We start from the raw sequence: 26,697 nt of genomic DNA on the forward strand, positions 1-26,697 counted from the left end.
CCCTCACCAGTTGAAGTCGAAACGTCACTACTGGTTAAAGGCGGCGCTCACTCGTCGGGGTTGCCCCCGACGAGTGTGTCTCAAATCACACTGCGGTAGACCTCGACGGTTTGCTCGGCCATCGCCGACCAGGAGAACTCCTGCTCAGCCCGCGTGCGTCCGGCGGCACCGAAACGCCGCGCGCGCTCGGGGTCTGTGACGAGTTCGTTGATCGATTCCGCGAGCTGGAGTCGATATGTCGACAAATCATGCTCGTCGTAGTGGACAAGGAGGCCCGTCTCGCCGTGCACGACGACCTCGGGGATGCCACCGACGTCACTCGCGACGACCGCGGTGCCGCACGCCATCGCCTCCAGGTTCACGATGCCCAGCGGCTCGTAGACCGACGGGCACGCGAACACCGTCGCGTGGCTGAGGATCTGCCGCACCTCGGCGGGCTGCAGCATCTTCTGGATCCAGAACACGCCCGGCCGCGCCTGCGAGAGTTCGCTGACCGCCTGCCGGGTCTCCTCGGCGATCTCCGGCGTGTCCGGCGCCCCGGCGCACAGCACGATCTGCGCCTCCGGGTCGATGTGGTGCGCGGCCGCGACGAGGTGGCCGACGCCCTTCTGCCGGGTGATCCTTCCCACGAAGGCCACGATCGGCTTCGTGGGATCGATTCCGCGGGAGGTCAGGGCGTCCGTCTCCTCGACCGGGTGGTACGCGACGCTGTCGATCCCGTTCCGGACGACGTGCACCTTCGCCGGGTCGAGAGAGGGGTAGGCGTCGAGCACGTCGATCCGCATGCCCTCGCTCACGGCGATCACCGCGTCGGCGTGTTCGTACGCCGTGCGCTCCGCCCAGGAGGAGATCCGGTACCCGCCGCCGAGCTGCTCTGCCTTCCACGGCCGGCGTGGTTCCAGCGAGTGCGCCGTCACCACGTGGGGGACCCCGTGCAGGAGTTTGCCCAGGTGACCGGCCATGTTGGCGTACCAGGTGTGCGAGTGCAGGAGGTTCGCGGAGGACACCGCCGCGGCCATCTCGAGATCGACCGCGAGGGTCGTCAGGGCCGCGTTCGCCTGCTCCAGGCTGTGCGGTGGGTTGTGGGCCGTGGCGTCCGATCTCGGTGCACCGAAGCAGTGCACGTCGACGTCCACGAGCTCGCGAAGATGGGGCACGAGGAATCCCACGTGCACACCAGCTCCACCGTAGACCTCCGGCGGATATTCCCGCGTCAGCAGCGCAACTCGCACGCACTCACCGTAGATCACGGACGTCCCCGTTGGGACAAACCGGTTTGCGTCTGGTTCGAGAACGATCGCACGGATAGGGTCACATGCTGTGAAGGGGCAGCCGCACGTTCTCGGAATTGTGCTTGCCGGTGGTGAAGGCAAGCGCCTGTGGCCACTGACGGCCGACCGCGCGAAACCGGCTGTGCCCTTCGGGGGCAACTACCGGCTGGTCGACTTCGTGCTGTCGAACCTGGTCAACGCGGGGCTCGCGAAGCTCTGCGTGCTGACGCAGTACAAGTCGCACTCACTGGACCGCCACATCTCGACGACGTGGCGCCTGTCCAATGTGCTCGGTCAGTACGTGACACCGGTACCGGCGCAGCAGCGTCTGGGCCCGCGCTGGTACACGGGCTCGGCGGACGCGATCTTCCAGTCGCTGAACCTCGTCCACGACGAGAAGCCGGACCACGTCGTCATCTTCGGCGCGGACCACGTGTACCGGATGGACCCAGGCCAGATGATCTCGCAGCACGTCGAGTCGGGCGCGGCCGTGACCGTCGCCGGTATCCGGGTGCCGCGCAACGAGGCCAAGGCCTTCGGGTGCATCGACTCCGATGCGTCCGGGAAGATCACGCGCTTCCTGGAGAAGCCGTCCGAGCCGCCGCACGTGCCGGACGACCCGGATGTAACTTTCGCTTCAATGGGCAACTACGTCTTCACGACCGAGGCCCTGCTGGACGCGCTGCGCGGAGACGCGTTGAACCCCGACTCCGATCACGACATGGGTGGCGACATCATCCCCATGCTCGTGGATCGCGGGAAAGCTCACGTTTACGACTTCCAGGACAACGACGTGCCCGGGGCGACCGACCGGGATCGCGGGTACTGGCGGGACGTCGGAACGATCGACGCGTATTACGACGCGCACATGGACCTGGTTTCGGTCCATCCGATCTTCAACCTCTACAACCAGTTGTGGCCTATTCGGACAGCCACGCCTCCGTTGCCCCCGGCCAAGTTCATCGCCGGAGGGTCCGCCGAGGACTCGATGGTGGGTCCCGGGTCGATCATCTCCGGCAAGATCCACGGGTCGGTGATCTCCTCGGACGTGACCGTCGAGGTCGGCTCCGTGGTGCAGGGGTCGGTGCTGTTGCCCGGCGTCCGGATCGGCAAGGGCGCCGTCGTGCGACGGGCCATTCTGGACAAGAACGTCGTGGTGCCCGACGGGGCGTTGATCGGTGTGGACGCGCCGATGGACCGTGAGCGCTACACGGTGTCCGCGAGCGGGGTCACGGTCCTCGGCAAGGGCGTCCGCGCCTACTGACTCACCGCACGCGGGGACCTTTCGTACTCTCATGCAGTACGAAAGGTCCCCGCGTGCGGTGCGCTAAGGGCGGCGGGCCGCTACCAGGAGGCCGTCGCCCAGCGGCAGGATCACCGGTACGAGGCGGTCGTCCTCCTTCACCAGGCGGGCAATGTCCCGCATCGCCTGGGTCGAGTCGTCCCGCTTGCTCGGATCCACCACCGCGCCGTGCCACAGCACGTTGTCGAACGCGATCACGCCGCCCGGCCTCAGCATGCGGACGCCGTGTTCCAGGTACTGCGGGTACTCGGGCTTGTAGGCGTCCACGAAGACGAGGTCGTACGCCGCGTCCGTCAGGCGCGGGAGCACGTCCAGCGCCTTGCCCATGATCAGTCGGGTGCGCGACGGGGAGATGCCCGCCGCCGCGTAGGCCTCGCGGGCGGCCCGTTGGTGTTCGGAGGCCACGTCTATCGAGGTCAGGATTCCTGAAGCCGGCATGCCGGCCAGGAGGTAGAGGCCGCTGGTGCCCGCACCGGTGCCGATCTCGACGACCGCGCGGGCCTGGAGTGCGGTCGCGAGGAACCGCAGGGCGGCGCCTCCGCCCGCGCCGATGGGCACGCAGCCCAGTTCCTGGCCGCGTGCTCGTGCTGCCAGGTGCACGTCGTCCTCGGGGAGGTACTGCTCGACGTACTCCCGCAGGGCCGATTCCGGGGTCACGGGGTAGCAGGTTAGTGCGTCCGGTGCCCAAAACGGGTGAACGTGGCCCTAACCGAGATTCTCAGGATGCTCTCAGCCCACTCTCACGATCGTTTAAAGAGAGCAGGAGAAGGTACAGAGGCAAGAAGCCAGGCTCTAGTCGGGAACAAGCCGGACCCGTCGCCCGTTGAGCCGCATAAGGGTCGCCGGGCGGCCCACATGGAGGTGCCGAAACACCTGATGCGCACGCAGTCGAGTTCTCCGGAGGCCGTCGCGCCCATCGAGACGGCCGACTGGACGCCGCCCTCGTGGGACGAGATCGTCCGTGAGCACGCGGACAGGGTCTACCGGCTCGCGTACCGCCTGACCGGCAACCAGCACGACGCTGAAGACCTGACGCAGGAGACGTTCATCCGCGTGTTCCGGTCGCTGGCGTCGTACAAGCCGGGCACCTTCGAGGGGTGGCTGCACCGCATCACCACCAACCTCTTCCTCGACATGGCACGCCGGCGCAGCCGCGTGCGCATGGAGGCGCTGCCCGAGGACAACGACCGCCTCGAGGGTGACGACCTGTCCCCCGAGGAAATCTATGACGAGAACCATCTGGACCCCGACCTGCAGGCCGCGCTGGACGAGCTCCCGCCGGAGTTCCGCGCCGCGGTCGTGCTGTGTGACGTGGAAGGCCTCTCCTACGAGGAGATCGGCGCCACGCTGGGGGTGAAGATGGGTACCGTGAGGAGCAGGATCCACCGGGGCCGCCAGGCTCTGCGGGTCGCGCTCGAACGCCGTCGTCAAGAATCGTTGCTGGAGGACTCTGCATGACCGACCTCCGTGGTTGGGGCCTGCCTGAGCAGCATCTCTTGCCGGATGCCGTGGTCGCGTTCGTGGACGGGGAACTGTCCTCGACCGCCCACGAGCGAGCCTCCGCGCACATCCAGCGCTGCGGCTTCTGCGCCTTCGAGACCTACACGCAGCAGCAGGCGCGCTCCGCGGTGCGCACGGCCTCGGCGCCCACGGCGTCGGCGTCGCTGCTCGACAGGCTCGGCGCGATCCCCCAAGAGGTCGATCTGCCGTCCGCTCCGGACGGGCTCGCGATCACCGAGGACGGCCAGTTCGTCGCCGTGCAGCGCACGGACAAGCCCGCGTTCGGCTCAGGGCCGGTGCTGGGCTCGTCCAGACCGCTGGGCAGCAACGGCTGGTTCAGCGGCCGTCGTGCCCGCCAGGGTGCCGGGGTCGTCGTGAGTGGCATGCTGCTCAGCGCCCTCGCGTTCACCACGCCGGACAGCGACGCGCCCGTTCCGGCTCCTGTCGTTCCGCAGAACGCCGGCGCGGTCTTCGCGACCACCCCCTGACAGTCATTTCACTGTTCGTGAGGCACGCTGTAGTTCAGCACTCCTAGCGGAAAATTCGGGGAGAGATGAGCCAGCAGTCGCCCAACGGCCAGACGTCCACACCCGTTTCCGGAGTGGACGACGGAGCGCATCGCAGGCTCCGGCCACGGCCCCTGGTGCAGCCGCCGGTCGACCCCGCGTCCGCCACCGCGTTCGGCCGCCCGGACGGTGTCGCCGGGGCGTTCGCCTCGCGCGACGTGCCCGTGTCCCAGCTCCAGTCCGCGCCGCCGCCTCCCGAGTCCCTCGTGACGGCGTTCGGCCGCCAGGGCTCCCAAGAACTGTTGCAGCGGCCGCCGCAACCCGTGTCCGACCCTGACCCGGACATCGATCCCGTCTTCTGGGGCGACAAGCCCGCAGGCGACCCGTGGCGCGACCCGGCCTCCGGTGCCGTGATCGGCCCGCCCGCCGTCGGTGAGGACCCCCCGGGCGAACCCGAGCGCAAGCCGGAGCCCGGCCCCCAGCTGAGCGTGCCCGAGCTGCTGTTCGGCCGCCGCGTGAAGCCGACGGCCCTCGCGTTGCTGCTCACCGTCGCGCTCGTGCTCGGTGCCGTCGGTGGTCTCGTCGGCTGGCTGATCGGCCGGGCGGGCAACCCCCTGACCGACTCGACGGTCACGCTGGCCGAGGTCTCCGAGGGCAAGGAACGCCCGGCGGGGTCGATCTCGGACATCGCCAAGCGCGTCACGCCGAGCGTCGTCTCCATCGAGTTCAAGGGCGCGAACGTCGCGGGTGTCGGTTCCGGCGTCATCATCGAGGCCGGCGGCTACATCCTGACCAACGACCACGTCGTCGCCCCCGCGGCCCAGGACTCGTCGGCCAAGCTCAGCGCCGTCTTCACCGACGGCACCCGCGCCCAGGCCCGCGTGGTCGGCCGCGACCCGAAGACCGACCTCGCCGTCATCAAGGTCGAGGTCACGAACCCCACCGTCCTGCAGTTCGGCAACTCCGACGAGCTCCAGGTCGGCGACAGCGTGATCGCCATCGGCTCGCCGCTGCAGTTGTCCAACACCGTCACCGAGGGCATCGTCTCCGCGCTGCACCGCCCGGTGACCGCGGCAGGTGAGAACGGCGGCCCGCAGGTCACCTACGACGCGATCCAGACCGACGCCGCCATCAACCCGGGCAACTCGGGTGGCGCGCTGGTCGACTCGCGCGGCGCCCTGATCGGCATCAACTCCTCGATCCGCACCGAGACCGGCGGTTCGGTCGGCCTCGGCTTCGCGATCTCCGGCAACCAGGCCCGCAAGATCAGCCAGGAGCTGATCCGCAACGGCCAGGTCAAGCACGCGGACATGAACATCAACGTGAAGTCCGTGTCGGCCGAGACCTCCGAGGGCGCCCAGGTGCAGAACGTCCCGGCGGGTGGCGCGGCCGCGGCCGCGGGCATCCAGGAGGGCGACGTGATCACCAAGGTCGGCAACCGGATGGTCCGCAACGCCGCCGAGCTGGTCGTCGCGGTCAGGGAGCACGAAATCGGCCAAACGGTGCAGGTAGTCCTTGCGCGGCAGGGCCGTGAGCTCAAACTCGACGTGACATTGAAGAGCGACTGAGAAGTAGGCTGAGACCTGTGTTCGACAGCATCGGATGGGTAGAGATCCTCATCATCGTCGTCGCGGGTCTCTTCATCCTGGGGCCCGAACGCCTGCCATCGGCCGCGGCCTGGCTGGGCAAGACGGTGAGGCAGGTCCGCGAGTACGCGACCGGCGCGCGAGAGCAGCTCAAGCAGGAGATGGGCCCGGAGTTCGAGTCGCTCCGCAAGCCCCTCGAGGACCTGCGCGAGCTGCGCAACTTCGACCCGAAGCGCGCCGTCACCAAGCACCTCTTCGACGACCCCGAACCCACGAAGTCGAACGGCTACCCGACGCCGTCGACCCCGCCCGTGGCCGAACAGCGGCCGCTCGCACCGGGCGAGCGTCCGCCGTACGACCCGGACGCGACCTGACCTCGTTCTGAAACGCACGCGGGGACCTTTCGTACTCTCATGCAGTACGAAAGGTCCCCGCGTGCGTTCGAGGAGCGAGGTCAGCGACCCGCGGGGGAGACGTTGAGAAGGCGTCCCGCCAGTCCGCGCGACCGCACCGAGAGCTTCGTGGCGATGTCGGTCAGCACCTTGGCCGCCGCCGACTCCGGCACCGCCTGCACGATCGGCGTGCCCGAGTCGCCGTTCTCCCGCAGGCGCGGGTCGAGCGGCACCTGGCCGAGCAGCGGCACGTCGGAGCCGATGGCCTTGGTCAGCGACTCCGCGACGGCCGCGCCGCCACCGGTGCCGAAGACCTCCATGCGCGAACCGTCGGGCATCTCCAGCCACGACATGTTCTCGATGACACCCGAGACCCGCTGACGGGTCTGCAGCGCGATCGAGCCGGCGCGCTCGGCCACCTCGGCTGCGGCCTGCTGCGGGGTGGTGACGACCAGGATCTCGGCGTTCGGCACGAGCTGGGCGACGGAGATCGCGATGTCGCCGGTGCCGGGCGGCAGGTCGATCAGCAGCACGTCCAGGTCGCCCCAGAACACGTCCGCGAGGAACTGCTGCAACGCGCGGTGCAGCATCGGCCCGCGCCACACGACCGGCGTGTTGCCCGGCGTGAACATGCCGATCGAGATGACCTTCACGCCGTGCGACTGCGGCGGCATGATCATCTTCTCGACCTGCGTGGGACGGCCGTCGGCGCCCAGCATGCGGGGGATCGAGTGGCCGTAGATGTCCGCGTCGACGATGCCGACCGACAGGCCGCGGGCGGCCATCGCCACGGCGAGGTTCACGGTGACCGAGGACTTGCCGACGCCGCCCTTGCCGGACGCGACGCAGTACACGCGCGTCAGCGAGCCCGGCTGGGCGAACGGGATGACCGGCTCTTCCGCGCCGCCGCGCAGCGTCTTGCGCAGCTCGGTGCGCTGGGCGTCGCTCATCACGTCCAGGTCGACCCGCACGGACGAGACACCGTCCAGCGCCGTGACGGCCGCGGTGACGTCCTTGGTGATCTTGTCGCGCATCGGGCAGCCCGCGACCGTGAGGAAGATGCCGACCACCACGACGCCGTCAGCGCCGACCTCGACGTCCTTGACCATGCCGATCTCGGTGATCGGGCGGCGGATCTCGGGGTCCTGCACACCTGCGAGCGCCTTGCGGACGTCCTCGATGGTGGGGAGGGGCTGTGTGGTGGTCACCTGCCCCATGCTACGTCCGGTTCGTGCCACTCCTACCGGCCGGTCACTTTCTCCGCACAGGGCCAGGTCGTAGTGGGGAGGGCGCTGTCCGTAACATCGACGTCCGTGCCGGAATCGGGTAGTTCCCGGTTGCCCACCCGTGTCGAGCTAGGGGTGTGGCGATCGTTCCTCCGCGCGCATGCACGGATCACGAGGGTCCTCGAGGCCGAACTGATTGCTGAGCAGCGCCTTTCGCTCGCGGCGTACGACGTGCTGGTTCAACTGGCCGAGACGCCTTCCATGCGCATGCGCATGACTGAACTGGCCGATGCCGTCCTGCTGTCCCGATCTGGCGTGACCCGCCTGGTGGACCGTTTGGAACGGGCCGGCCTTGTCGGGCGCGAACGCGCCGACGGTGACGGACGCGGCATCGTGGCCGTGCTCACACCGCTGGGCGCCGAACGCCTGCGCAGTGCCTCCACAACCCACCTCGCCGGCGTCGCCGAGCACTTCGGGGAGAGCTTCGGCCCCGGTGAGCTCGAGGCTTTCGGCCGCACGTGCGACCGGCTGGCCGCGGACGACGTCTTTCCGTGATCACGGTGGTGGGACTCGTGCACGTCGAGGCTGGCCGCCTCCTCGTTGTGCGCTCACGCAACAAGAAGGCCTTCTACCTCCCCGGCGGCAAGATCGAGCCTGGTGAGACCCCTGCCGACGCCGTGCGCAGGGAGGTTCGGGAGGAGCTCGGCATCGAGCTCGAACGGCCTGAGGTCCTCAAGCGCTACGTCGCCCCCGCCTATGGCGAGGGTGAGGGCGCGATGGTCGACATGACCTGCTTCACGGCCTCGTTGCTGGGCACACCGCGGCCCACGAGCGAGATCGCCGAGCTGACGTACGTGACGCGGGACGAGTACCGCGGGCACGCCGAGACGGCTCCCGCGATCCACGAGGTCCTGGCGGACCTGGTCGCGAGTGGACAGATCAGGACGTGAGCCGGCGCACTTCCGCCAGCACCTGTTCGTCCACATCGGCTGAGGACAGGTCCGGGTAGTACTCCAGCGTCCGGTAGGTGCCGTCGAGGTAGGCCAGCGGTTCCGCCTCCGGCAGTCCGTACCCGAAGCTGTCCCGCACCCACGCGGCCAGTTCTCGTGGGGACATCGCCCCTGCACGCGTCCGCCGGGCCATCAGTCGCAGACCTTCGGTCCGTCCGCCATCGGTGTGGTGTTCGTGGTGGTCGAGTCCCAGTTCGGCCAGCGCATCCCCGAGCAGCGGCGGCATCTCCTCCCACGCGTGCTTGAGCGAGGCACCGGCCAGCGTGCTGACCGCAGGGCCGTCGACCCCCGCGACGACCAGCTCGCAGGCCGCGACCACGACGTCGGTGTCCCTGGCCTCGTCCACGTGCCACAGCGCCACGACGTCGCGGAACTCCTCGACCGTCACGGCCTGACCTTCTTCAGGTTGTTCTGCTCCTTCACCAGCTTCTCCAGCTCACCCCGGATGAAGTCGCGCGTCGCCACCTCGCCCAGCGCCAGCCGCACCGCAGCCAGCTCCCGAGCCAGGTACTCGGTGTCCGCCTTGGTCTGCGCGGCCCGCGACCGGTCCTCCTCCAGCGACACCCGGTCCCTGTCGTCCTGCCGGTTCTGCGCGAGCAGGATCAACGGCGCGGCGTAGGCGGCCTGCGTCGAGAACGCCAGGTTCAGCAGGATGAACGGGTACGGGTCCCACTGCATCGACACGGCGACGAGGTTCAGCGTGATCCACGCGATCACGATCAGCGTCTGCCAGAACAGGAACTTGCCCGTGCCGAGGAACCGCGCGAGCCGTTCGGAGAGCTGACCGAACGTGTCGGGGTCGATCGACAGGCGGAAGCCGCGCGGCTCCCGTGGCAGGTCGAGTCTGCGCCGGGGCAGTTCAGGCATGGCTCAGTCCCGTCTCGCGCCAGTTCGCCGGCAGCAGGTGGTCCAGCACGTCGTCCACGGTGACGGCGCCGAGCAGGTGCTCGGCCTCGTCCAGCACCGGGGCGCACACCAGGTTGTAGGTCGCGAAGTAGCGCGTCACGTCGCTCAGCGAGGCGTTCGGTGGCAGGCGGGCCAGGTCCGTGTCGAGCACTCCGGCGACGAGGTCGAACGGTGGCTCGCGCAGCAGTCGCTGGATGTGCACGCAGCCGAGGTAGCGGCCCGTCGGCGTCGCGGAGGGGGAGCGGCACACGAAGACCATCGACGCGAGCGCCGGTGTGAGGTCGGGATTTCGCACTCGTGCCAACGCTTCCGCGATCGTCGCGTCCGGCGTGAGGATGATCGGTTCCGGCGTCATCAGGCCGCCGGCCGTGTCGAACGAGTACTCCAGCAGCCGCCGGACCGGTTCGGACTCCTCGGGCTCCATCAGCTCGAGCAGGCGGTCCTTGGTGCCCTCGGACAGCTCGCTCAGCAGGTCCGCCGCGTCGTCCGGGTTCATCGCCTCCAGGATGTCCGCGGCGCGTTCCTCGTCCAGATGCGACAGAACGTCCTTCTGGTCCTCTTCGGACAGTTCCTCGATGACGTCCGCGAGCCGTTCGTCGTCCAGCGCGTCGGCCACCTCGTAGCGGCGCTTGGGCGGCAGCTCGTGCAGGGCGTTCGCGACGTCGGCCGCGCGCATGCCCTCGAAGACCGCGACGAGCTGCTGCGCGCCCTGCGGCTGGCCCGCGATCTCGTTCACGCTCAGGCCGACGACGTCCTCCCACCGCCACACCTGCACGGGACCCTTGAGGCTGAACCGGCCGGTGCGTTCGCGGCCGGCGACGCGGACCATGCGCCAGTCGCGGGTGCGGGTCAGCTCCATCGCGGCGTCCACGACGACCGCCGTGGCGCCGTCGTCGACCCTGATCTTGGCGTCGAGCAGCTCGCCGATCACCAGCACCTCGTTGACGCGCTGGTGGAACTGCCGCAGGTTCACCGACCCGGTCGCGAGCGTCACGGCGTTCGGCTCGATCGACGTGAGCCGCAGCATCGGCACGAAGATCCGCCGGCGCGTCGCCAGCTCGACGACCATGCCGAGCACGCGCGGCGGTTGCCGGTCGATGCGGAGGCTGATCACGACGTCACGGGCCTTGCCTATGGGTTCGCCGTCGGGGCCGAAGACGGGAAGTCCGGCCAGCTGAGCGATGAAGACCCGGTTCACTGCCACCACAACACCAAGGCTAGATCAGGTGGAGGCCGCCCACCCGGCGATCTCGGCGCAGATCACGGCGTGTTCGTCGTCCTCCTCCAGGCACCAGATCCAGTTCGTCACCGCGCGGTGCAGCGTCCAGTCCCGTGCCGCGTCCTCGTCCAGCTCACCCGCGTCGCACACCGCGTGGAACCGGTCGGCGAGTCCCTTTCGTCCGTCCATCTCGTCGAACCTGTTGCGCAGCAACGGGAGCACGCCGAACTCCAGGTCACCGGACAACGGTTTCGGGTCGATCATCAGCCACGGTTCGCGGTGGCCGCGCAGCACGTTCTCGTAGTGCAGGTCCTCGTTGACCAGCGTCGTGCCCATCGGCCGGGTGCCGGCCGCACGGGCCGCGTCGAGCAGCTTGGGCGGCACGGCCGGGTGATCTACCAGCTCGCTGGAGAACCTCCGGATCTCGCTCGGCGCCTGAAGTCCGCGGTGGCGGCGCATCAGCTCGCCGATCACGCCGATCGCGAGGTCGACCGGTTCGTCGTCGAGCGAGTGCGGGTCGAGGCGCTCCAGCAGCAACGCGCCGAGCTCGGCGTCGTGGTCCAGCAGCCGCACCGCACCGGCGCCGTCGTAGAGCCGCAAGGCCAGCGGTTCGTGCTCGGTCTCCTCGTCGACCCAGGTCAGCTTGAGCACCGCGGGATGCCCGTCGGCCTGGCGCACCGGCAGCACGACCGCGCAGAACCCGTTCATCAGCGCGCCGTCCGGGGTGAGCCGCCAGCGCGCGCACGCCTTCGTCGCGAGCTTCGGCAGCGACGCGGCCCACGCTTCAGCGCCGTCGCCGAGGCTCTCGCCGAAGCCCTCCGGCACGGTGATCACGAGCTGAACTCCAGCCGGTACACGGCGTCCCACGACGGCTTGGTGTTGAGCCGGGCAGTGCGAAGCGCCTGCGTGGTCTCGTCGTCGGGCTCGGTCAGGTGCGCGACGGCCTGGGCGTCGATCAGGTGCGAGTGCGTGCTGGGGGAGCGGACGGTGACGGTGACCTGGGCGCCGTCGGCCAGTCCCGGCACCGTCGGTTCGGTGCCGCCGGAGATGACCCACAGCGCGTCGGCACGCCAGTGGGAGTGCACGAGCCGGGGTTCGTGGCCGGGCGAGGTGATCCAGACGGCCGCCGCCTTGCGCAGCGCCGCATCGAGGATTCGAGTGATCTCCACCGGTTCAGCCTGCCAGGGTTTGTGAAACGGGACTCAGCGAATATGCGCCCGGAGATGATGCGTGCCACTGTGGCGCTCATAGTTACCGGCCGGTACAAGGAGGTACTCCAGTGGTCGACCAGCAGCGCCCCCGTCGCTCGTGCCTTGCGGTTCCCGGCTCCAGCCAGAAGATGATCGACAAGGCGCGCACGCTGCCGGCGGACCAGGTGTTCCTGGACCTGGAGGACGCCTGCGCCCCGCTGGCCAAGCCCGACGCCCGCAAGACCATCGTCGCCTCGCTCAACGAGGGCGGCTGGGGTGACAAGGCCCGCGTCGTCCGCGTCAACGACTGGACGACGGAGTGGACCTACCGCGACGTCACCGAGGTCGTCGAGGGCGCCGGCGCGAACCTCGACTGCATCATGCTGCCGAAGGTCCAGACGCCCGAGCAGGTCGTCGCGCTCGACTTCCTGTTGACCCAGATCGAGAAGACGATGGGCTACGAGGTCGGCAAGATCGGCATCGAGGCCCAGATCGAGAACGCCCTGGGTCTGAACAACGTCAACGCGATCGCCACCGCGTCCCCGCGCGTCGAGACGATCATCTTCGGCCCGGCCGACTTCATGGCGTCGATCAACATGAAGTCGCTGGTCGTCGGCGAGCAGCCGCCCGGCTACGACGTCGGTGACGCCTACCACTACATCCTGATGCGGATCCTGATGGCCGCGCGGGCCCACGACAAGCAGGCCATCGACGGCCCCTACCTGCAGATCCGCGACGTCGACGGCTACAAGCGCGTCGCCGGTCGTTCGGCCGCGCTGGGCTTCGACGGCAAGTGGGTGCTGCACCCCGGCCAGATCGAGGCGGCCAACGAGGTCTTCAGCCCGAAGCAGGACGACTACGACCACGCCGAGAACATCCTCGACGCGTACGAGTTCTACACGTCCGAGGCGGGCGGCAGGCGTGGCGCGGTGATGCTCGGCGACGAGATGATCGACGAGGCGTCGCGCAAGATGGCGCTGGTGATCTCCGGCAAGGGCCGTGCCGCGGGCATGGCGCGCGCGAACGTGTGGACGCCGCCGGAGGCCTGATCCCGTTACGGATTGTGCGCTACTTCACCACGAATGTCACTGGACGTGTTCGACCGTCACGGGTTGCGTTCGAAACTGGTGAAGTGGCGCACAATCCGTCACCGGAGTTTGCGATCCGCCCCCGGCATGGGGGCATGCTCTGGGCATGTCACGTTCGAGTAACGGCAAGGCGAGCAGACGGTTGCGGCTCTTCAAACGCCGCGAGGACGACCTGCTCGAGCGCAGCTTCCGCAGCTGCCCTGGATGCGCTGCCGACGTCCACGTGTTCGCCGACGTCTGCCGCCACTGCGGCGGCGCGCTGGAGATCGCCCTCGCGGGCTGAGTTCCGCTAGTAGGTGTTGCCGTTCGCCGCCGCGATGATCGCGATGATGATGAAGGCGAAGTAGAGCAACCACCCACCGATGACGAAGTAGCCGACGATCAGGCCCGCCATGGCCATGCCGTGCCCTTCCTCCTCGCCCCGCTTGATCTTCCCCATCGCGATGTGGCCGAAGATGACGCCGACGATCGCCGTGATGCCGCAGGTCACGAAGCCCACGCAGGACAGGACGAGCGACAGGATCGCGTTCTGCTGCGGCTTCGGCGGCATGGGCGGCGGGTAGCCGTAGCCGTAGGGCTGCTGCTGGCCGTACGGGCCCGGCTGGCCGTAAGGCTGCTGCTGGCCGTACGGGTCCCCCGGCTGCTTCGGGTTGTACGGGTCGTAGGTCATGGCGATCCCCCTAGAAAGTGGTGGCGGGATCTTATGGTCCTGCTGCCCGGTTCGTCGCGTGTGGGTGCGCGATTACACCTGTCAGGGATGCTGTTTCGGTACAGCTGGTGCCGCCGTTGTTGCGGAGAGCACACCCCGGTCGCAAACGAGCGTTAACCGGTCCATACTCGCCGGTAACCAAAGCCTTGGAAGGGAAGTGCGATGGCGCGCCTCGCCCAGACCGCGGGTCTCACGGACATCCAGGAAGAAATCCTCGCGACCGTTCGCACGTTCGTGGACAAGGAGATCATTCCGCACGCCCAGACGCTGGAGCACGGCGACACGTACCCCGCCGACATCGTCGAGGGCATGAAGGAGATGGGTCTCTTCGGCCTGACGATCCCGGAGGAGTACGGCGGCCTGGGCGAGTCCCTGCTGACGTACGCGCTGGTGGTCGAGCAGATCGCGCGTGGCTGGATGAGCGTCTCCGGTGTCATCAACACCCACTTCATCGTGGCGCACATGCTCAAGCAGCACGGGACGCCCGAGCAGAAGCAGAAGTACCTGCCGCGCATGGCCACCGGCGAGGTGCGCGGGTCGTTCTCCATGTCCGAGCCCGAGCTCGGCTCCGACGTCGCCGCGATCCGCACCCGTGCGGCCAAGTCCGACGCGGGTTATGTGATCAACGGCCAGAAGATGTGGCTGACGAACGGCGGCACGTCGAACCTCACCGCGGTGCTGGTGAAGACCGACGAGGGCGCCGAGAAGCCGCACCAGAACCTCACGACGTTCCTGGTCGAGAAGCCCGAGGGCTACGGCGAGGTCCTGCCGGGCCTCACGATCCCCGGCAAGATCGACAAGATGGGCTACAAGGGCGTCGACACCACCGAGATGGTGTTCGACGGCTTCGAGATCGCCGCGGACCAGGTCCTCGGCGGCGTCACGGGCCAGGGCTTCCGGCACATGATGGACGGCGTCGAGGTGGGCCGCGTGAACGTGGCCGCCCGCGCGTGCGGCATCTCGATCCGCGCCTTCGAGCTCGCCATCGAGTACTCGCAGCAGCGCAAGACGTTCGGCAAGGCCATCGTCGAGCACCAGGCCATCGCCTTCAAGCTCGCCGAGATGGCGACCAAGGTCGAGGCCGCGCACCTGATGATGGTCAACGCCGCGCGGTTGAAGGACTCGGGTCAGCGCAACGACGTCGAGGCCGGCATGGCGAAGCTCATCGCCTCCGAATACTGCGCCGAGGTGACGCAGGAGTCGTTCCGCATTCACGGCGGTTACGGCTATTCCAAGGAATACGAGATCGAGCGCCTGATGCGCGAGGCACCGTTCCTGCTGATCGGCGAGGGCACCTCGGAGATCCAGAAGACGATCATCTCGCGCGGCCTGCTCCGCGACTACCAGTCACGTGGGTAGACGAACCTGCTGATTCCTCCGTTAGGGGCCAATCTTTCACGGGACTGGCCCCTAACGGATTTCGTCTGCGGGCCATAAGGTTCGCTCACTTTGAGCACAGATCTGACGCTTCCGAGACCTGTGTCGCCGCCACACGTCGTCCGCATGGAGCTGGACACGTTCTCCGGCGTCGACCGCCCCGCGCTGGCCAAGTGGTTCGGCGCCCTGTTCACCGACCTGCTCGCACCGCTCTGCCCGGCCTCGGTCGAGGAGCTCGTGTCGGTGGCGCGCGACTACCTGCCCTCCGACACAACGCCGTGGGGGCCGCCGGGATATGCCCGCCTGCTGCTCTCATCGGGTGACTTCACTCTTCAGTCGTGGTCGGCAGCCCTCGACGACCTGCCTTCGTTCCTGCGCGTGCAACTCGTCCAGCTCGACTCCCAGGGCCTGCCCCTGGTCGACGACGGCTGGAGCGCCGAGATCCTGCTGAAGGACGACCCCGCGTTCCCGCACCAGATCACGATCACGGCCGCGCGCTCGCTGTTCGGCGGCTGGATCTCCCATGTGGTGCAACAGGAATGGCTCTCCGCGTTCCGCTCGGGAGCGCTGGTCGCCCAGGCTTCCGGCGGCTGGATCACGCTGGACCGCGTCGGCGTGCGGACCGCGCACGAGGTCGCCGTCGGTGTGGGCCTGGACGAATCCCTTTTCATGGCAGCGGAGTTGACGCGCGGCCCGCACTGGGCGACGTTGCTGGGCCCGCGCCAGGTCGCCGCTCTGGGTGGTGTGCAAGAGGTCTGCTCGACCGCGCCGTGTTTCTCCGTCGAGCACCTCGGCGGTGGTCGCATACTTCTGCAGCTCACCGAGCACCTGGACGAGGTGCCACCGGACGTGGTGGCGAAGCTGGCCGAGTTCCTCGCCCCCGTGCTGCACTGAGGGGTGTCATGTCGTTCGTGGATCCCGTGCGCCGGCTCGCCATGCCCGCCGACGCGCAACGCCGCTACCTGGAGTCCATCGGCACCGCGCCGTCGGCGGACGAGCTCGCGCTGGAGTTCGACGACGTCCTGCACCACCTGCGCGGCCTGGACGCCGAGGTCGTCGTGCTGGCCGAGCGCATCGACGCCCTGCTCGACGCGATGAGCGGCCCCAGCCCCGTCTGGCACGTGGACGCGCTGGCCTGCTCACCGCAGTGGGCGTCGCTTCGGGAGCTGGCCGCGGAGCTGCTGCGCCTGCTGCCCTCCGACGGCCGGCCGCGCCCGTTGGCCGGCTCGGAACGTGCGGTGCTGGAGCGGATCCTCGCCGCGGACTTCCCCGGTGCCGCCGCACTGCGCGCCCAGCTCGATCACGTTCAGGTCCTGAAGCCCTGGTACGAGGGCTCGGCCAGCCTCGACCTCGACACGGGCGGGCCCGCCGCCGAGATCGCGGACGGCGTGCTGCCGATCGACGCCCAGGTGCACGCGTCAGGTGCGCCGGTCGGCGAGATCGTGCTGTGGATCGCGGGCGGGCGGTTGTCGGCGGTCGAGTACGCCTGGCTGACCGACGAGCCTCCTACGCGCCTGCCACCGGCGGACCAGGTGACCGCACGGCCTCGCTGACCAGCGGGATGCGGGTTCGTTTGGGACCCTGTCGTTCGTGAGGCCTTCCCCGAAAACCGACGTGCTCATGGCCGTGGACACCGCCCTGCGCCCCACCGGCTTCGTCCGCCGCGGCCACGTGTGGCTGCAGGACCGCGGTGACGGCGTCTCCGGCTGGCTCGGCTTCGGCGTGGCGGGCTCGCTCGAACTGACCCCGCTGGTCGGCGTCTGCTTCCAGCGCTACGACGACGCCTGCAAGGCGCTGGGCGTCGGGATCCCGACCACGCCCGTGGTGTCCACGCCGCTGGGCTACCTGATGGCCGACAAGCCCGTCTGGAAGTGGGCTTTCACGCCGGGCGGCGACCACGCGGCCGGTGCCGCGGAGCTGGTGGGCGCCGTCCTCAAGCACGGCAAGCCGTACATCGACAAGTACGCCAAGTGGGACGTCCTGGCGCGCGAGCTCGTGGCGAAGCCGGAGTCGTTGCTCGACTTCGAGCGGGCGCGCAAGCTCGCGATCATCCACGTGCTCGGTGGGAACGCCGGGGCCGCCCGTGAGGCGTTGCAGAAGGAGACCGAGCGGGTGGCGGAGGCCAATGACGCCTACACGCGTGCGCACCGCGCGCTCGTGCACCGGTTCGACATCGTGTTCGGCTGATTGCGCCGTTTTGGGCGTCTTTATGTCTGAAATGTCCGGAGCCACACTCCGATCACACCAGCCTCCTATCACCCGTTCGGACTATGCGTGACGGTCGTTCTGTTTGTCAGGATCGAGTGGGGGCCGTTGACCGCACGCGCCGGGGGGCGCTTGTGGGGCCTCTTGCTGTACGACATCAAGTCCTGGGGGATCTTTGTTGACGAACACCAACGTCGGGCCGTCCAGGCCTGACCGGATTGCCGCTGTCACGACCGCGGGCCGGGTCCGCCTCGGTCTGAACGAGCTGGAGAACGGCGCATCACCGCGTTTGGGCGAACTGCGGCAGGCGCACGTGGAGGTGCTGGCCGGCCTGGCCGCGGAGGCGTTGCCTCCTGTGCTCGTGTGCAGGCGTTCCCTGCGCGTGATCGACGGCCAGCACCGGGTGGCTGCGGCGCTGCGGCGCGGGGACGCCGAGATCGAGGCCGAGTTCTTCGACGGCTCGCCGGAGGAAGCGTTCGTGCACGCCGTTCGTGCCAACGTCCGGCACGGTCTGCCGCTGAGCAAGGAAGAACGCGAGCTGGCGGTCGATCGCATCTTCGGCTCTCACCCGTACCTCTCCGACCGGGCGATCGCCGGCATCGTCGGGGTGTCCGCCAAGACCGTTGCGGCGCAGAGGAAGCGGGTGCCGCAGGGCGATGCTCAGACGTGCGTGCGCGTCGGCCGCGACGGGCGGAGCCGGCCCGTCGGACCCGCGGTGGGCAGGCTGCGGGCCGCGGAGATCATCAGCGGGGCTCCGCGCACACCGCTGAGGGACGTGGCGGTACGGGCGGGGATCTCGGTGGCCACGGCGCACGACGTCCGCAAACGACTCCTCGAGGGAGCCGACCCGATTCCCGACGGCACCAGGTCCGCGGGGACGCGACGTGACTCGCGGTCCTCGGTGCGCCGCGTGGCCGCGAAAGCCCGCAGGGTGGACCGGCTCGCCGCGATGGGTGCGTTGCGCAACGACCCGTCCTTGCGGCTGAGTGAGAAGGGGCGCGGCCTGCTGCGCTGGCTGGAGGTGCAGGCGATGGCGCTCGACGGCAGGGAGGCGGTGGCCGCGGCCGTTCCCGCGCACTGCGCCGAAGTCGTCGTCGACCTGGTGCGAGAACAAGCGCACGTGTTGATCCGGTTCGCCGACGACCTGCAACGCAAGCACGCGATCGGTCAGGACGAGGGCTGACGGCCGCCGGGGACCGCCACGCAGGCGGTCCCCGGTTGTTCAAAGTGCTAGCCGTGCGGCGATGGCGCCCAACCCTGTTGCCGTGCGCGGGTTCACGGTGAAGCGCAGCAAGCGCTCGTCCGCGAACCACTTGCACGCGGTGGATCCGACGACCTCGCGAACGAAGGCGTCCGGCAGGCCGGCGTCGTACTCGACGCACACGAAGTTCGCGGTGGCGGGCAGAACCCGGCTCCCGGGAAAGACGGTGTGCAACAGCCGTGCCACGCGGTCTCGCAACGACCTGGTGCTGTCGACGATCTCGTCACGCAGGGCCGACCACTCGGGAGCGAACAACGTGTCGATCACCGCCAGCTGGAAGTAGTCGAGCGGGAAGCGGTCCTGGATCCTGGTCAGCGCCCTGATGGTGGCCGCGGGGCCGATCAGAAGGCCGGTCCTGGCCCCGGCGAGTGCGAACGTCTTCGACACCGTCAGGCAGCTCACGGCCTCCCGGTCGGCCAGCCGCCGCAGGTGGTGCTGCAACGGGTGGTCGGTGAAGGTGTCGTAGGTGAGGTCGACGACCGCGCTGACGGGTGCGGAGCCGGCTTCGCAGATGCGCTCCAGCGTCCCGAGATCGATCACGTGCCCGGTGGGGTTGTTGGGCGAGCACAACACCGGAACGTGGTCGCGGGGTCCTCCTTCGACGTGCTCGACCAGTTCCGTGAACCCGTCCGAGACATCGAAGTCCTCTGTGGACATCTGCAGTGAGGCGGCGATGTCGCGGAAGCCGAAGAAACCGGGTGAGGGCAGCAGCACCCCGCGTGAGTGGTTCCGGAGGAGCTGGAAGCACGTTCTCAGCCCTTCGCTCGCGCCTCGGGTGAGGACCAGTTCCGCCGGTGTGACGCGGTAGTGCGCGGCGATCCGTTCCAGGACGGCCTGCTGCTGCCGGGCGGGGTACCTCGCCCAGTCGAGTTGCCCGACCCTGCGCAGGACCGCTCTCTTGAAGTCGTCCGGCAGCACGGCGTGGGACTCGGTCAGGTCGACCCCGAAGGGCGGGGACTCGGCCACGATGCGTTGGTCCTGCGCGGCGGTCATCCCGCTGCCTCCACGGCGCGCGATCGCCAGCGCGAGTAGGCGTACATCGTCTGCACGCAGAAGAGGACCCTGGCCGACAGCAGCACGATCCACACGCCACCGAGCGACAGCGAGCCGGTCCAGTGCAGGACGAGGATCGCCGGAAGCGCGAAGCCGAACAGCGCGATCGCCAGGCTGCGCAGCGTCGCGGACGGTGCGACGAGCACCTTCAGCGCGGACGACACGAACCCGGTGAACGGTTCGAGCACGAGCTGCGCGCCCACGAGCCGGACCGCGAGCAGGATCCCCGGCGAGTCCGCCGGGAACTCGCCGACCAGGTTCACGAACGTCGCGGGGCTGATGAGCAGGAAGAGACCCGCGGGGACGAAGAACAGGCTGACGGTCGTGATGAACGTGGTCATCGTCGTCGCGTCGTCGCTCTGCTTCGTCATCCTGCCCGCGACCATGCCGTACGCCTTCAACGGCACCACGACGGTCCGGATCAGGGCGACCAGGCTGCCGGTGATCGCGCCGGCGACAGGACTGACCGTGGTGGCGACCGCGGTGACGACGGTGAACGTCGCCGCGAGGAACAGCGCGTCCACGGCACCCGACACCGCTCGCGGCACCGCCTTGACGTAGTCCCACCTGCCGGGGGCGGAGATCAGCCGGACGCCTTGGCGCAGAGCGGCTCCGACCGCACGCCGCATCGGGCCGAGCCCGATCCACTGGCGGACGACCAGCAGCAGGTCCACCGTGGCACCGAGCAGGCCGATGCAGAGGAGCATCGCCGGTCCGCTCAGGTCGAAGAACGTGAGGGCGAAGGCCACCGCGATCGTGAGAACGAGGTTCTCGACCGCGACGCGCAGCGCGACGCCCTCCTTGCCCATCAGGACCAGAATCCCGCTCATCATGCTCGTGACCGGGACCAGCCAGACCGACGGCACGCGCGCCCAGTACGAGATCTCCACCAGGGCGCGGCCGCTAGTCATGAGCGCGAGCACGCCACCCGCGAGCGCCAGCACGACGGCCAGGCCGACCAGCACCGCGATGGCGGTCGCCGCCAGCGCGCCGAGCCGGTCGGCGGTCTCCTGCCGCCACGTGTCCTGCCGGAAGTCGGCGGGGCGGAACCGGGACACCACCAGCACCTGGAACCCGGCCGCGGCGATGACGAACACCATGATCAGGTTGAGGGCGGTGCCGTACGCGGCCACCACCGCCGGTTCGTACGCCGACAGCGTGTGGAAGAAGACCAGGCCCTTCATTCCGGTGATGAAAATGGCCAAAGCCAGTTTCGATCCCGAGACAGCGAATTTCCTGCCGAGCGTCAGCTTCGACCCGGCGAACCGCGCCGAGGTCATGACGCGGTCAGCGTGGGTTCTTCGAGTTCTTTCCAGCCCATTTCGTTGATCTCGTCGAGCGACATGCCCAGCTCGGTGCGCAGGAACTGGCAGATCGTCCAGTAGTCGGCGACCTCCTCGGTGAACCTGCCGTACCGGGAGAGGTACTTCGGGATCCACTCCAGGAACTGCGCGCTCACGACCGCTTTGGTGCTTCGGCCCGCGTAGTCCTCGAGACCGATGGACTCGTGGTTGATGAAACGGCGTCCGGGAAGGGCGTCGCAGAGCTTCCGGTACGAACCGGTCTCCACGATCAGCTCGTGCCAGACCTCGTCGACCTCTTTCGAGAGCGGGATGAACGAGCCGCCCTCACCTGCGGAGACGATCTCGAGGAACTTCAGGCACTCCTCGAGTTGGACGTCGATGTCGGCGTCGGAACGGTCCGTCAGGTTGGCCGAGAGCAGGCCCCGCATGCGCGGGTCGATGTACTTTTCAGTGAGAGTCATATCGGCTCCAGAGAAGGGGACCGGGCCGGGCAGATGACAGCTGCCCGGCCCGGTTCACGCGTCAGTCCTGCTTCACCTCGGCGCAGCAGCTCTGCGCGTACTGCTCGAGCGTCTCGAACAGCTCGGTCTCGAGCTTGGCCTTCAGATCGGTCATCGTCATGTCGGTCACCCCCCCATGTTGACTGCATTGTGCAAGGGCTGGGAAAGCACCCACTCCGTTCACCGGAGCAGTCCGTCGCCCGTGCAACAAACGTACGCGGGGGGTTCTGATCGGACCAGTGATCAAGCTCCGAACATTCGGCCGAACAAGAATTCCCCCGGCCGATCGCCATTCCGCGTGTTCGACCGAGGAATCGCTGCGGTCGAACACGCGAGATCGCCGAGTTCGCGCCGCACCTGCAGGGAGGGAGATCTGGCGGTGTTCCGGCCCGGCAACGACGACCACGTGGTCGTGCCGCCCGAGAGCTGAAACCCGGCAGGACACCTCCCGGCCGATTTTCCCTATGTCTTCCCGGTCAGATGACTTAGAGTCTCGATCCTGACCGTTCTACCTGGGGGAATACACAATGCGTGCAGTTCTGACGATGACGGCTGCCGTCATGTCGTTGTGCCTGACGGCGGGTGCCGTCCAGGCCGATGCGCCGCTGGTGAGCGAGTGGCGACTGGACGAGGTGTCCGGCACGACCACCACCGACTCGGTGACGGGGGCGAGCGGCACGTTGTCGGGCGCCGCCGCGTTCGGGCCCGGCGTGTTCGACGGCGGCCTCGTGTTCGGCGGCGGCACGGTGTCCGCGCCGCTCGCGGTCGACACCGGCAACAGCTTCACCGTGTCGGTGTGGGTGAACCTCGACTCGAAGTGTGCCGTGACCAAGTGCAAGTTCGCCGCCGTGAGCGCCGACGGTGAGCGCAGCAGCCGCTTCTCGCTCGGCTATCTGAAGGACCGCGACCACCTCGGGAACTGGTACTTCGAGCTGGCGGAGGCCGACACCGACGCCGCGCCGATCACCGCGACCGCGACCACGACGTTCCCCGTGGAGACCGGCGAGTGGACGCACGTGGTGGGTGTCTACGACGCGGAGAGCGGGACCAGCTACGTGTACGACTCCGGTTCGCTGAGCGGCTCGGGGACGGTCAACACGCAGTGGAACGGCACCGGTGCCCTCACCCTCGGCGCGCTGCAGAAGGCGGGCGTGCGGACCGGGTTCTTCCCAGGCTCGGCCGACGAGGTCCGGTTCTACGATCGCGCTCTCACCCACGACGAGGTCTTCGCCTTGTACCACCCCGCGAGCTGAAACCGGCAAAACACCCGCAGGCGTCTCGGCACCCCGCAGGGGGCACTGGCAGGATGGGACGATCAGCGCGTCCGACAGAGGTGGTCCCCGTGACGAGTCCGTTCGCCAACCCGAACCGGCCCGGCGTCCCTCCCCGCCTGCCCACCCCGCCGACGGGGTGGCCGGTCGGTTCGTACGCCACCTACGAGGAAGCACAACGCGCGGTCGACCATCTGGCCGTCGAGGACTTCCCGGTGCAGGACGTCATGATCGTCGGTGTCGACCTGATGCTCGTCGAACGCATCACCGGCAAGCTCACCTGGAGCCGGGTGCTCATGACCGGCGCGGCGAGTGGCGCGTGGTTCGGTCTGTTCGTGGGGTTGCTGCTCACGCTGTTCAGCCCTGAGCCCGGCGTCACCGTCGGGCCGGTGCTGACGGGTCTGATCACCGGTGTGTTCTTCGGTCTGGTGTTCGCGGCGGTCGGGTACGGCTCGGCGCGCGGCAAGCGGGACTTCCAGTCGGCCAGTCAGCTCGTGGCCAACAGGTACGACGTGCTGTGCCACCCGAAGTCGGCCGAGAAGGGCCGTGACCTGCTCGCCAAGCTGGCGATGCGGCCCGTGAACCCGAGCAATTGAGACGCTGCGACCACTCATTGGTTCTGAATCGTTGCTTCCTTTGGTTGCGGCTCCTGATCACCCGGCCTAGGTTCATCTGACCGGTCCGCCCGGTGCGGCCGGTGGCACGACGAGGTGCCGGGCGCTGCGGTCTGGCTCCTCCGTGTAGTCGGGAAGGAGGCAGGGCCGATGGGTGCTACGAGGCGCTATCGTCTCGCCGCCGGAGTGGGAGCCGCGGTACTCGCGGCAGGAACGCTCACGGCGTGCGGGTCTGGCGACCAAGGCATCACCGTCAACGTTTACAAGTATCCCCAGGAGAACTTCCAGGCCATCGTTGACAACTGCAACGCGAAGGCCGGCGGGCGATACAACATCGTCTACAACAAGCTGCCGCGGGAGGCGGACGGTCAGCGCGAGCAGATGGTCCGCAGACTCGCTGCGGAAGACGACAGCATGGACGTGCTGGGGCTCGACGTCACGTGGACGGCGGAGCTCGCGGAGGCCGGGTGGCTCAAGGAGTTCACCGGATCCGTCAAGTCCCAGGTGGAGAACGGCACGTTGAAGACGCCGCTCGAGACGGCGACCTACGACAACAAGCTGTACGCGGCGCCGGACAACACGAACGTCCAGCTGCTGTGGTACCGCTCTGATCTCGTGCCCACGCCCCCCAAGACGTGGGACGAGATGATCTCGATGGCCGAGGCGCTGGTGGCGGACGGGAAGCCCGGCCGGATCGTGGGACAGGGCAAGCAGTACGAAGGGCTCGTCGTGCTGTTCAACACCCTCGTCAACTCCAACGGCGGCACCATCATCGACGACACGGGCACCAAGGCCGTCGTCGACGAGAAGGCCGTGCAGGCGTTGGCGGCGTTGAAGAAGCTCGCCACGTCCAAGGCGATCGACCCGTCGTTCTCCAACGCCGCGGAGGACAACGCGCGGCTCGCGATGGAGAACGGCGAGGCGGCGTTCCAGCTCAACTGGCCGTACGTCTACGCGGCGGCGCAGAAGAAGCCGGACTTCGCGAAGAACTTCAAGTGGGCGCCGTACCCCACGGTCAGCGGTGACTCCGCGAAGGTCACCGTCGGCGGGATCAACTACGCCGTCAGCAACTACACCACGCACGCCGAAGAGTCGTTCGACGCCGTGTTGTGCTTGCGCGGTGCGGAAAGCCAGAAGCTCGCCGCGCTCAAGGACGGTGTGCCGCCGACCATCGAGGCCGTCTACGACGAGCCCGAGATGGCCGAGGCGTACCCGATGCGCGACGACATCAAGGAGACGCTGAAGAACGCGAGCGTGCGGCCGCGCACCCCCGCGTACCAGAACGCGTCGACTGTCATCTCCACGATCCTGTCGCCGCCCGCGAGCATCGACCCGCAGGCGACGGCCGACAGGCTGCGCAAGGAACTGCAGGACGCTCTCGACTCGAAGGGGGTGCTGCCGTGAGCCAGACAGCAACGGAAGACACAGCGACGACCGGGGCGACGCCTGCATCGGTCGCCCCCAAGAAGAAGGTCGCGCTGAGCGAGGGCAAGAAGGCCGAGCGCAGGCTCGGCTGGCTGCTCTGCGCGCCCGCCGCGCTCACCATGATCGCGGTGACCGGCTGGCCGATCCTCTACTCGCTGCTGCTGTCGATGCAGAGGTTCGACCTGAAGTTCCCGGACCGGACCGAGTGGATCTGGTTCGACAACTACGTCACGGTGCTCAGCAGCCCGTACTGGTGGAACGCGGTGTGGGTGACGGTGTTGCTCACCGTCGTCACGGTCGCGGTCGAACTGGTGCTGGGCATGTCGCTCGCGCTGATCATGCACCGGGCGCTGGTCGGCCGTGGCATCGTCCGCACGACGACGCTGATCCCGTACGGCATCGTGACGGTCGTGGCCGCGTTCTCCTGGCGCTTCGCCTGGACACCCGGCACCGGCTACCTCGCGGAGGCGCTGGGCGGCGATCCGGTGCTCACGGAGAAGATCCCGGCGCTGATGGTCGTGGGCCTCGCGGAGATCTGGAAGACCACGCCGTTCATGGCCCTGCTGCTGATGGCGGGCCTGGCGCTGGTGCCGGACGACCTGCTCAAGGCCGCGGCGATGGACGGCGCGAGCGGGTGGCAGCGGTTCATCAAGATCACCGTGCCGATCATGAAGCCGGCGATCCTGGTGGCACTGCTGTTCCGCACGCTCGACGCGTTCCGCATCTTCGACAACCTCTTCGTGCTCACCGCGGGTTCGCAGGGCACGTCGTCGGTGTCGATGCTGACCTACAACAACCTCATCAAGGGCTTGAACCTCGGTATCGGATCCACGATGTCCGTGCTGATCTTCATCATGGTCGCGATCATCGCGTTCGTGTTCATCAAGCTCTTCGGCACCGCTGCCCCCGGCAGTGACGACGGAGGGAAGCGCTGATGGCGGGCATCGGAGGAGCGGAGACCCCGGCCAAGAAGTGGGGCTGGGGCGTTCTCAACACGGTCGTCGTGATCTACGCGCTGATCCCGGTGCTGTGGATCGTGTCGCTGTCGTTCAAGTCGTCGAAGACGCTGGCGGACGGCAACTTCATCCCTCGCGAGTGGAGTCTGGAGAACTACCAGAACATCTTCTCGACGTCGGAGTTCACGCGGGCGCTGATCAACTCCATCGGCATCGCGATCATCGCGACCGCGATCGCCGTGGTGTTCGGCACGATGGCCGCCTACGCCATCGCGCGGCTGGAGTTCCCCGGCAAGAACCTGCTGGTGGGCGTCTCGCTGCTGATCGCGATGTTCCCGCAGGTCTCGCTGGTGTCCCCGTTGTTCGAGATCGAGCGTTCGCTGGGTCTGTTCGACACGTGGCCCGGCCTGATCCTGCCGTACATCACGTTCGCGCTGCCGCTCGCGATCTACACCCTCTCGGCGTTCTTCCGCGAGATCCCCTGGGAGCTCGAGAAGGCGGCGAAGATGGACGGTGCGACGCCGGGGCAGGCGTTCCGTCGCGTCATCGCGCCCCTGGCCGCACCGGGCGTGTTCACGACGGCGATCCTGGTGTTCATCTTCTGCTGGAACGACTTCCTGTTCGCGATCTCGCTCACCTCGACCGAGTCGTCGCGGACGGTGCCGGTGGCGCTGTCGTTCTTCACCGGTAGTTCCCAGTTCGAGGACCCGGCCGGGTCGATCGCGGCGGCGGCCGTGGTCATCACCATCCCGATCATCCTCTTCGTGTTGTTCTTCCAGCGCCGGATCGTCGCCGGCCTGACCTCCGGCGCCGTCAAGGGGTGAG

The 26,697-nt window shown here is 68.3% G+C and carries 31 protein-coding genes; 19 read left to right on the forward strand and 12 right to left on the reverse strand.

Going from position 1 to position 26,697, the window contains the following annotated elements; all coding sequences use genetic code 11:
* Window positions 1-80 precede the first annotated feature (80 nt).
* The gene (gene glgA / locus ACSHWB_RS18925; protein ID WP_439663327.1) at window positions 81-1,232 is read right to left on the reverse strand and encodes a glycogen synthase; all 1,152 of its coding nucleotides are present in this window, start codon (window positions 1,230-1,232) and stop codon (window positions 81-83) included.
* A gap of 88 nt (window positions 1,233-1,320) precedes the next feature.
* Here glgA and glgC point away from each other — a divergent pair, with 88 nt between their 5' ends.
* Window positions 1,321-2,535: a glucose-1-phosphate adenylyltransferase gene (glgC, locus tag ACSHWB_RS18930; RefSeq protein ID WP_360037695.1), complete on the forward strand. Its 1,215-nt coding sequence runs from the start codon at window positions 1,321-1,323 to the stop codon at window positions 2,533-2,535.
* Between the two features lie 63 nt (window positions 2,536-2,598).
* On the opposite strand, the gene ACSHWB_RS18935 is transcribed toward glgC, so the two are convergent.
* Window positions 2,599-3,231, reverse strand: coding sequence for an O-methyltransferase (locus tag ACSHWB_RS18935; RefSeq protein ID WP_439663328.1), 633 nt, complete (start codon window positions 3,229-3,231; stop codon window positions 2,599-2,601).
* A 219-nt stretch (window positions 3,232-3,450) separates the two neighbouring features.
* Here ACSHWB_RS18935 and sigE point away from each other — a divergent pair, with 219 nt between their 5' ends.
* The 4 genes from sigE (at window position 3,451) to tatB (ending at window position 6,540) form a co-directional block, all read left to right on the forward strand.
* Window positions 3,451-4,032 carry an RNA polymerase sigma factor SigE gene (sigE, locus tag ACSHWB_RS18940; protein WP_439663329.1) on the forward strand — a complete coding sequence of 194 codons (582 nt, stop codon included), beginning with the start codon at window positions 3,451-3,453 and terminating at the stop codon, window positions 4,030-4,032.
* A complete protein-coding gene (locus ACSHWB_RS18945; protein WP_439663330.1) occupies window positions 4,029-4,562 on the forward strand; it encodes a zf-HC2 domain-containing protein in 534 nt (177 codons plus the stop codon). The genes sigE and ACSHWB_RS18945 overlap by 4 nt, the downstream gene beginning before the upstream one ends.
* 65 nt (window positions 4,563-4,627) lie before the next feature.
* Entirely contained in the window at window positions 4,628-6,148 is a 1,521-nt protein-coding gene (locus ACSHWB_RS18950; RefSeq protein WP_439663331.1) for a trypsin-like peptidase domain-containing protein, read from the forward strand.
* Window positions 6,149-6,165: 17 nt separating this feature from the next.
* Window positions 6,166-6,540, forward strand: coding sequence for a Sec-independent protein translocase protein TatB (gene tatB, locus ACSHWB_RS18955; RefSeq protein WP_439663332.1), 375 nt, complete (start codon window positions 6,166-6,168; stop codon window positions 6,538-6,540).
* An 80-nt stretch (window positions 6,541-6,620) separates the two neighbouring features.
* Here the strand turns inward: tatB and ACSHWB_RS18960 are convergent, their stop codons facing one another.
* Entirely contained in the window at window positions 6,621-7,766 is a 1,146-nt protein-coding gene (locus tag ACSHWB_RS18960) for an Mrp/NBP35 family ATP-binding protein (protein ID WP_439663333.1), read from the reverse strand.
* Between the two features lie 105 nt (window positions 7,767-7,871).
* Here ACSHWB_RS18960 and ACSHWB_RS18965 point away from each other — a divergent pair, with 105 nt between their 5' ends.
* Window positions 7,872-8,339 (forward strand): MarR family winged helix-turn-helix transcriptional regulator, encoded by a 468-nt coding sequence (locus tag ACSHWB_RS18965; RefSeq protein ID WP_035913526.1) that lies wholly within the window; start codon window positions 7,872-7,874, stop codon window positions 8,337-8,339.
* Window positions 8,336-8,734 carry an NUDIX hydrolase gene (locus ACSHWB_RS18970; RefSeq protein ID WP_439663334.1) on the forward strand — a complete coding sequence of 133 codons (399 nt, stop codon included), beginning with the start codon at window positions 8,336-8,338 and terminating at the stop codon, window positions 8,732-8,734. The genes ACSHWB_RS18965 and ACSHWB_RS18970 overlap by 4 nt, the downstream gene beginning before the upstream one ends.
* On the opposite strand, the gene ACSHWB_RS18975 is transcribed toward ACSHWB_RS18970, so the two are convergent.
* Genes ACSHWB_RS18975 through ACSHWB_RS18995 form a run of 5 tightly spaced genes read right to left on the reverse strand, consistent with a single transcriptional unit; the run spans window position 8,724 to window position 12,088 of the window.
* Window positions 8,724-9,182, reverse strand: coding sequence for a hypothetical protein (locus ACSHWB_RS18975; protein WP_439663335.1), 459 nt, complete (start codon window positions 9,180-9,182; stop codon window positions 8,724-8,726). The two genes, ACSHWB_RS18970 and ACSHWB_RS18975, sit on opposite strands and share 11 nt — an antisense overlap.
* Window positions 9,179-9,661 (reverse strand): DUF1003 domain-containing protein, encoded by a 483-nt coding sequence (locus tag ACSHWB_RS18980; RefSeq protein ID WP_439663336.1) that lies wholly within the window; start codon window positions 9,659-9,661, stop codon window positions 9,179-9,181. Before ACSHWB_RS18980 ends, ACSHWB_RS18975 begins: the two co-directional genes overlap by 4 nt.
* The gene (locus ACSHWB_RS18985) at window positions 9,654-10,907 is read right to left on the reverse strand and encodes a magnesium transporter MgtE N-terminal domain-containing protein (protein ID WP_439663337.1); all 1,254 of its coding nucleotides are present in this window, start codon (window positions 10,905-10,907) and stop codon (window positions 9,654-9,656) included. Before ACSHWB_RS18985 ends, ACSHWB_RS18980 begins: the two co-directional genes overlap by 8 nt.
* A 15-nt stretch (window positions 10,908-10,922) precedes the next feature.
* The gene (locus ACSHWB_RS18990; RefSeq protein WP_439663338.1) at window positions 10,923-11,753 is read right to left on the reverse strand and encodes an aminoglycoside phosphotransferase family protein; all 831 of its coding nucleotides are present in this window, start codon (window positions 11,751-11,753) and stop codon (window positions 10,923-10,925) included.
* The gene (locus ACSHWB_RS18995) at window positions 11,750-12,088 is read right to left on the reverse strand and encodes a hypothetical protein (RefSeq protein ID WP_439663339.1); all 339 of its coding nucleotides are present in this window, start codon (window positions 12,086-12,088) and stop codon (window positions 11,750-11,752) included. Before ACSHWB_RS18995 ends, ACSHWB_RS18990 begins: the two co-directional genes overlap by 4 nt.
* A gap of 110 nt (window positions 12,089-12,198) precedes the next feature.
* On the opposite strand from ACSHWB_RS18995, the gene ACSHWB_RS19000 reads away from it, so the two are divergent.
* Together ACSHWB_RS19000 and ACSHWB_RS19005 are read left to right on the forward strand one after the other, a co-directional pair.
* Complete coding sequence (locus ACSHWB_RS19000; protein WP_439663340.1) at window positions 12,199-13,158, forward strand: HpcH/HpaI aldolase/citrate lyase family protein; 960 nt, start codon at window positions 12,199-12,201, stop codon at window positions 13,156-13,158.
* Window positions 13,159-13,303: 145 nt separating this feature from the next.
* On the forward strand, window positions 13,304-13,480 hold the full coding sequence (locus ACSHWB_RS19005; RefSeq protein ID WP_157513054.1) for a hypothetical protein: 177 nt from the start codon (window positions 13,304-13,306) through the stop codon (window positions 13,478-13,480).
* 6 nt (window positions 13,481-13,486) lie between these two features.
* On the opposite strand, the gene ACSHWB_RS19010 is transcribed toward ACSHWB_RS19005, so the two are convergent.
* Window positions 13,487-13,867: a DUF4190 domain-containing protein gene (locus tag ACSHWB_RS19010; protein ID WP_439663341.1), complete on the reverse strand. Its 381-nt coding sequence runs from the start codon at window positions 13,865-13,867 to the stop codon at window positions 13,487-13,489.
* A 201-nt stretch (window positions 13,868-14,068) separates the two neighbouring features.
* On the opposite strand from ACSHWB_RS19010, the gene ACSHWB_RS19015 reads away from it, so the two are divergent.
* From ACSHWB_RS19015 to ACSHWB_RS19035, 5 genes are all read left to right on the forward strand, one after another.
* Window positions 14,069-15,265: an acyl-CoA dehydrogenase family protein gene (locus ACSHWB_RS19015; RefSeq protein WP_439663342.1), complete on the forward strand. Its 1,197-nt coding sequence runs from the start codon at window positions 14,069-14,071 to the stop codon at window positions 15,263-15,265.
* 144 nt (window positions 15,266-15,409) lie between these two features.
* Window positions 15,410-16,177, forward strand: a complete 768-nt coding sequence (locus tag ACSHWB_RS19020; RefSeq protein WP_439663343.1) for a hypothetical protein — start codon at window positions 15,410-15,412, stop codon at window positions 16,175-16,177.
* Between the two features lie 8 nt (window positions 16,178-16,185).
* Window positions 16,186-16,836, forward strand: a complete 651-nt coding sequence (locus ACSHWB_RS19025; protein ID WP_439663344.1) for a hypothetical protein — start codon at window positions 16,186-16,188, stop codon at window positions 16,834-16,836.
* 37 nt (window positions 16,837-16,873) lie between these two features.
* A complete protein-coding gene (locus tag ACSHWB_RS19030; RefSeq protein WP_439663345.1) occupies window positions 16,874-17,470 on the forward strand; it encodes a hypothetical protein in 597 nt (198 codons plus the stop codon).
* Between the two features lie 196 nt (window positions 17,471-17,666).
* A complete protein-coding gene (locus ACSHWB_RS19035; RefSeq protein ID WP_439663346.1) occupies window positions 17,667-18,671 on the forward strand; it encodes a ParB/RepB/Spo0J family partition protein in 1,005 nt (334 codons plus the stop codon).
* 39 nt (window positions 18,672-18,710) lie between these two features.
* Here ACSHWB_RS19035 and ACSHWB_RS19040 read toward each other — a convergent pair whose 3' ends face one another.
* The 3 genes from ACSHWB_RS19040 to ACSHWB_RS19050 form a co-directional block, all read right to left on the reverse strand.
* Complete coding sequence (locus ACSHWB_RS19040) at window positions 18,711-19,742, reverse strand: aminotransferase class I/II-fold pyridoxal phosphate-dependent enzyme (RefSeq protein ID WP_439663347.1); 1,032 nt, start codon at window positions 19,740-19,742, stop codon at window positions 18,711-18,713.
* Window positions 19,739-20,986 (reverse strand): hypothetical protein, encoded by a 1,248-nt coding sequence (locus ACSHWB_RS19045; protein WP_439663348.1) that lies wholly within the window; start codon window positions 20,984-20,986, stop codon window positions 19,739-19,741. The genes ACSHWB_RS19040 and ACSHWB_RS19045 overlap by 4 nt, the downstream gene beginning before the upstream one ends.
* 92 nt (window positions 20,987-21,078) lie before the next feature.
* Window positions 21,079-21,567, reverse strand: coding sequence for a hypothetical protein (locus ACSHWB_RS19050; RefSeq protein ID WP_439663349.1), 489 nt, complete (start codon window positions 21,565-21,567; stop codon window positions 21,079-21,081).
* A gap of 566 nt (window positions 21,568-22,133) precedes the next feature.
* Here ACSHWB_RS19050 and ACSHWB_RS19055 point away from each other — a divergent pair.
* The 5 genes from ACSHWB_RS19055 (at window position 22,134) to ACSHWB_RS19075 (ending at window position 26,696) form a co-directional block, all read left to right on the forward strand.
* Complete coding sequence (locus ACSHWB_RS19055; protein WP_439663350.1) at window positions 22,134-22,859, forward strand: LamG domain-containing protein; 726 nt, start codon at window positions 22,134-22,136, stop codon at window positions 22,857-22,859.
* 53 nt (window positions 22,860-22,912) lie between these two features.
* Window positions 22,913-23,473, forward strand: a complete 561-nt coding sequence (locus tag ACSHWB_RS19060) for a general stress protein (RefSeq protein ID WP_439663351.1) — start codon at window positions 22,913-22,915, stop codon at window positions 23,471-23,473.
* Window positions 23,474-23,641: 168 nt separating this feature from the next.
* Complete coding sequence (locus ACSHWB_RS19065) at window positions 23,642-24,895, forward strand: ABC transporter substrate-binding protein (RefSeq protein WP_439663352.1); 1,254 nt, start codon at window positions 23,642-23,644, stop codon at window positions 24,893-24,895.
* The gene (locus tag ACSHWB_RS19070; protein WP_439663353.1) at window positions 24,892-25,851 is read left to right on the forward strand and encodes a carbohydrate ABC transporter permease; all 960 of its coding nucleotides are present in this window, start codon (window positions 24,892-24,894) and stop codon (window positions 25,849-25,851) included. The genes ACSHWB_RS19065 and ACSHWB_RS19070 overlap by 4 nt, the downstream gene beginning before the upstream one ends.
* Window positions 25,851-26,696, forward strand: a complete 846-nt coding sequence (locus ACSHWB_RS19075; protein ID WP_439663354.1) for a carbohydrate ABC transporter permease — start codon at window positions 25,851-25,853, stop codon at window positions 26,694-26,696. Before ACSHWB_RS19070 ends, ACSHWB_RS19075 begins: the two co-directional genes overlap by 1 nt.
* Window position 26,697: the final 1 nt, after the last annotated feature.

The organism is Lentzea sp. HUAS TT2 (assembly GCF_051853195.1).
Lineage (GTDB): Bacteria > Actinomycetota > Actinomycetes > Mycobacteriales > Pseudonocardiaceae > Lentzea.

Bases quoted from the DNA above. Each gene is read 5' to 3' on its own strand.
- ACSHWB_RS19075 (WP_439663354.1), top strand. From the start codon at position 25,851: ATGGCGGGCATCGGAGGAGCGGAGACCCCGGCCAAGAAGTGGGGCTGG.
- ACSHWB_RS18980 (WP_439663336.1), bottom strand. From the start codon at position 9,661: ATGCCTGAACTGCCCCGGCGCAGACTCGACCTGCCACGGGAGCCGCGC.
- ACSHWB_RS19005 (WP_157513054.1), top strand. From the start codon at position 13,304: ATGTCACGTTCGAGTAACGGCAAGGCGAGCAGACGGTTGCGGCTCTTC.
- ACSHWB_RS19050 (WP_439663349.1), bottom strand. From the start codon at position 21,567: ATGACTCTCACTGAAAAGTACATCGACCCGCGCATGCGGGGCCTGCTC.
- ACSHWB_RS19045 (WP_439663348.1), bottom strand. From the start codon at position 20,986: ATGAAGGGCCTGGTCTTCTTCCACACGCTGTCGGCGTACGAACCGGCG.
- ACSHWB_RS19025 (WP_439663344.1), top strand. From the start codon at position 16,186: ATGTCGTTCGTGGATCCCGTGCGCCGGCTCGCCATGCCCGCCGACGCG.
- ACSHWB_RS18950 (WP_439663331.1), top strand. From the start codon at position 4,628: ATGAGCCAGCAGTCGCCCAACGGCCAGACGTCCACACCCGTTTCCGGA.
- sigE (WP_439663329.1), top strand. From the start codon at position 3,451: ATGCGCACGCAGTCGAGTTCTCCGGAGGCCGTCGCGCCCATCGAGACG.
- ACSHWB_RS19010 (WP_439663341.1), bottom strand. From the start codon at position 13,867: ATGACCTACGACCCGTACAACCCGAAGCAGCCGGGGGACCCGTACGGC.
- ACSHWB_RS19040 (WP_439663347.1), bottom strand. From the start codon at position 19,742: ATGACCGCCGCGCAGGACCAACGCATCGTGGCCGAGTCCCCGCCCTTC.
- ACSHWB_RS19060 (WP_439663351.1), top strand. From the start codon at position 22,913: ATGGGACGATCAGCGCGTCCGACAGAGGTGGTCCCCGTGACGAGTCCG.
- ACSHWB_RS19065 (WP_439663352.1), top strand. From the start codon at position 23,642: ATGGGTGCTACGAGGCGCTATCGTCTCGCCGCCGGAGTGGGAGCCGCG.
- ACSHWB_RS19055 (WP_439663350.1), top strand. From the start codon at position 22,134: ATGCGTGCAGTTCTGACGATGACGGCTGCCGTCATGTCGTTGTGCCTG.
- ACSHWB_RS19020 (WP_439663343.1), top strand. From the start codon at position 15,410: ATGGAGCTGGACACGTTCTCCGGCGTCGACCGCCCCGCGCTGGCCAAG.
- ACSHWB_RS18945 (WP_439663330.1), top strand. From the start codon at position 4,029: ATGACCGACCTCCGTGGTTGGGGCCTGCCTGAGCAGCATCTCTTGCCG.
- ACSHWB_RS19015 (WP_439663342.1), top strand. From the start codon at position 14,069: ATGGCGCGCCTCGCCCAGACCGCGGGTCTCACGGACATCCAGGAAGAA.